Source organism: Nostoc sp., assembly GCF_036917455.1.
Lineage (GTDB): Bacteria > Cyanobacteriota > Cyanobacteriia > Cyanobacteriales > Nostocaceae > Nostoc.
In genome coordinates this window covers 1-3,559 of sequence record NZ_JBALDK010000258.1, presented here as the reverse complement: position 1 = coordinate 3,559, position 3,559 = coordinate 1, and the positions used below count along the sequence as shown (strand labels likewise).

Below are 3,559 nucleotides of genomic sequence, written 5' to 3'. Positions count from 1 at the left end.
TCGTCGGAGAGATTTATTTGTTTTACGAGCGTTGTGATGGACAGGTCAGGTAATGTAGATATAAATTTAAAAAACAACCTCAAAAAATCAAGTTTTAAGTTTTGGGCGGTTATTGGGTGAACATTACTCTCTCGTCGGAGAGATTTATTTGTTTTACGAGCGTTGTGATGGACAGGTCAGGTAATGTAGATATAAATTTAAAAAACAACCTCAAAAAATCAAGTTTCAATTTTTGCGCTAGAAGATTTTTATTTTTATATGGATGACTACGATCAGACTGCTAAAAACAATTTTCTCTACGAGCGCTATCGATATCTTGGTAAGTTTACGCCTCAAAGTTTTTTATTCAATGCTAATCTTCAAGAATTTTCTCAACGTGTCTGTTATCTGTGCAATCTACAGACTTTGGGAAAACTTTCTTCACAGGAGTGCTATGAGGAAATTGAGTCACTCTGGCAGAAGTTAACACTGAGTTTTAAGACGCTACAAACTGATGACAAAGACATAACTGAATAATTAGACCTGGGAGCGGCGGCAAGCTTGGCGAGGCTGTCTCCAGTTGGCGAAGATGTCGGGAAAGTGGAATTTAACGACATCAGCAATTAGGAGGCTGGGACAAGCTGAAAGCCAAAAACAGCGTCTTTTAGACCAAATTGCAGGCAGATATTTACAATTCAAAGCGCGTAACTTTCGGAATCACTGCTCACAGAGAAGGCGTGTGTTCCGGGTCTGAAACTGGTAACTCGATCCCTCGGCTTTGAAGTGCTTCAACTATCTGAGATACAGATTTATTTCCCAGATTTTTCAGCGTTCGCAAGCCTGTGACACTATATTTCTTTAAATCTTCTATTGTGTTAACTTGTGCATCGAGACTGTGCGTTCGCTCATTTTTGACCAGAAAATTTAATTAATCCTTACAGGGCTTACAATATAGGCTCCACAGGCAATTCAGACATTTTTAGCTAAAACAAGGTTTTATCCATTTTTATGGTTTATACCCCTCTGCGCCTTAAATAGATGCTTCTAGAAGCCGAATATAAAAGTAACAAATCTTACTTTGTATTGGCTGCTTACTTAAAAATAGCTCTTTCCCCTTTAAATTAAAGCTTTAATTCAATTTCGAGTTTAAAAATAAGCGAACGCACAGTCGAGAAGCGCCGTATAAGTATTTTTTTTCAAATTCAATGACTCAATACTGTTTTCATCAACAACGCCATTCGGTTTATTATCCCCATTTATTTCCTCTACGGGGTGTACATTACTGTTGGCAACCTCTACAAGCTGATTATCCGACGAGATTGAGTCTATGCTTTGAGGGAAGCTGATTTTGTCAACACTGTCTACATTGGCATCAACAACGCCATTTGGCTTATTGTCCTCAAGTATTTCTAGAACTCTATCTATTTTTGCTAGTTGCTCATAAACAGTATTTACACTCACAGTCGGTTCTACACCAGCATCAACAGAGGCTAACCAGTCATTTTTGATTAGGTTGGATAACTCTGACTTTATATGGTTAGGCTTCAATCTGCCATCTGTAATTAACTTTTCGACAACAGAATGTGGCACGCGGAAGCTTACAATAGGCGATTCCTTGGTTTTTTTTCCCATATCTCTCTACCTTGTCAACAATGTACACAGTGAATATATCAATATGTATACAGTGTTGACAACATGGGCAAATCATCAGAGTCATTTTTCATAAGCCAAAGTGAACTTCCCTCTCGGCGGCTGGTATTAGCATATAAAGTTGCGCGAATTCACCCAAGGTCAAAAACCCGTGCAGTTCCGAGTAAGAAAGAATTTTCATTTCGCTCAAAATATCCTTGATTACCTCCCAACTTGGATTAGGGGATTCCAAGATACAAGCTAGGGCTTCTGAGGCTAAAACCTTGGAATCTTCGTCAGATCGCACCGACTCGGATTCACCCGCACCACTTTCTAACTGTGACGCACCACTGACGCATGAGTTTTCCTTATTTTGTAAGGGTTCCGCACCACTTTCTAATTGATCCGCACCAGTGACGCAGGACTCCCCGCAGCAGTTTTCCTTATTTTGCAAGGGTTCCGCACCACCCGCACCAACTTGGGGGGTATATTCTTCTTTTTCCATTGGCTCAGTCAGAAGATTTAATTTCATTTCTGACTCTTCTCCAGTGTTTTCTGTGGAATATGAAAAAGTGGTGCGGGTGGTGCGGAAGTCTTGATTTTGCGAGGTTTCTGGTGCGGGAACTGGTGCGGAAGTGGTGCGGGTAGAGCCGAAAGTGGTGCGGGTAGGGTCAATAATGCCAATGCCTTTAAGTACTGGAATGTTTCTTTTTGAAACTTCACAGTACTTAGTCCCTTTGACCGCTTTCGGAAACAGTTGGGAGATGCGGGGAATGATTTGGTTGATGCCCTTCACGTTTTTATCGCTGGGGCGAACTTGGTCGCACCACGTTCTGCGGTTGCCCTCATCTCTGGTCAGCGTCCCATTATCGATGTAGTGCTGTTCTAGCATTGACCATAAAGCTCGTGCGGTAATTTCTCCCCCTTCCACATAACCTATATTTGCGCTTTCTATAAAATCAAATAGGTGATTATTTTCTTTTTGAAGGTTTTTGAAAGCATCAGTAGTACATTCGTAATCAATCCCCTGTTCAATGAGGTCATTAAGAGCTTGCAGCATTTTATTTAGAAATGCTGGAGCTACTTTCGTTCTGATAAATTCCTTGTCGTAAGCAAAACGGGGGTCAGCTAGTAATTCATTTGGGTTGTTCGGGTCAGGATTTTTTTCAAATGTTTTCTTGAACTCTAAAACTGCAATCCTATCTTGAATTGCTTTCATAACTCCTTGGAGTGATGGCGTTTCATTCAAGTTGTAAATTCCGATGGCTTGAGGGGTAAACTCAATATGGTCTTTACCCTTGCGTTCACAATGCAACTTGTTCCCTGTTACAAACAACTTTAAACTTTGGATTTTATCAATCCTAGATGTTTGTGGGTTTTCTGAAGCCCAATTCACTCGGCTGTGCATCAACGGAGCTAAGTTAAACTTCCTACCTTCATCGTAGAGTTGAAAATCTGCCAAGGAAACAGAAGTTAGTCCGTTTTCTCCATAAATAATAGATAGACACTCGCGTAGAGCATCTTTACCGTTAGAACCAAGTCCAACTGCCAGCAGTGCTTTTATTTCTCTACCCTTCAGCTTCCTAACAGTTTCAAGGTCGAGAGATGCAGCAAGATTTCTTAAAATAATTTCTTGCTGTGGTTTATCTAAACAGGATAGTAAGCGGTCACAATCTGTACTATCAGCGTTAGGATTATATTCAATTAATGGCTCATAAATAAAGTAATCTTCGGGCGTATGTGGGGATAGCGTTGTTACGAATTTCTGACCATTCCAAACAGGTCTAACAATTCCATTGACACAATTAATCCCTGGTGGATTGATTAATTCTGGGTCAATTCCTGTTAGCATCTTCGCCCATTCAAGAATCTTTTTTACCCAACTGGGTGAAGTATAAGGATAAGATTTCTTACCTTGTTCATTCTCAACCGCAAAGGAATTACAAAATTT

4 protein-coding genes are annotated in these 3,559 nt (G+C 40.3%); 1 reads left to right on the top strand and 3 read right to left on the bottom strand.

Annotation, left to right across the window (positions count from 1 at the left end; translation table 11 throughout):
• The first annotated feature begins 258 nt into the window (after nt 1-258).
• Complete coding sequence (locus V7K42_RS27960) at nt 259-516, top strand: DUF7219 family protein (protein WP_334920860.1); 258 nt, start codon at nt 259-261, stop codon at nt 514-516.
• 187 nt (nt 517-703) lie between these two features.
• Here V7K42_RS27960 and V7K42_RS29040 read toward each other — a convergent pair whose 3' ends face one another.
• The 3 genes from V7K42_RS29040 to V7K42_RS27950 form a co-directional block, all read right to left on the bottom strand.
• The gene (locus tag V7K42_RS29040) at nt 704-898 is read right to left on the bottom strand and encodes a DNA-directed RNA polymerase subunit alpha C-terminal domain-containing protein (protein ID WP_442938641.1); all 195 of its coding nucleotides are present in this window, start codon (nt 896-898) and stop codon (nt 704-706) included.
• 227 nt (nt 899-1,125) lie between these two features.
• Entirely contained in the window at nt 1,126-1,611 is a 486-nt protein-coding gene (locus tag V7K42_RS27955; protein ID WP_334920859.1) for a hypothetical protein, read from the bottom strand.
• Nucleotides 1,612-1,699: 88 nt separating this feature from the next.
• On the bottom strand, nt 1,700-3,559 hold a 1,860-nt coding region (locus tag V7K42_RS27950), incomplete at its 5' end, for a DUF5906 domain-containing protein (protein ID WP_334920857.1).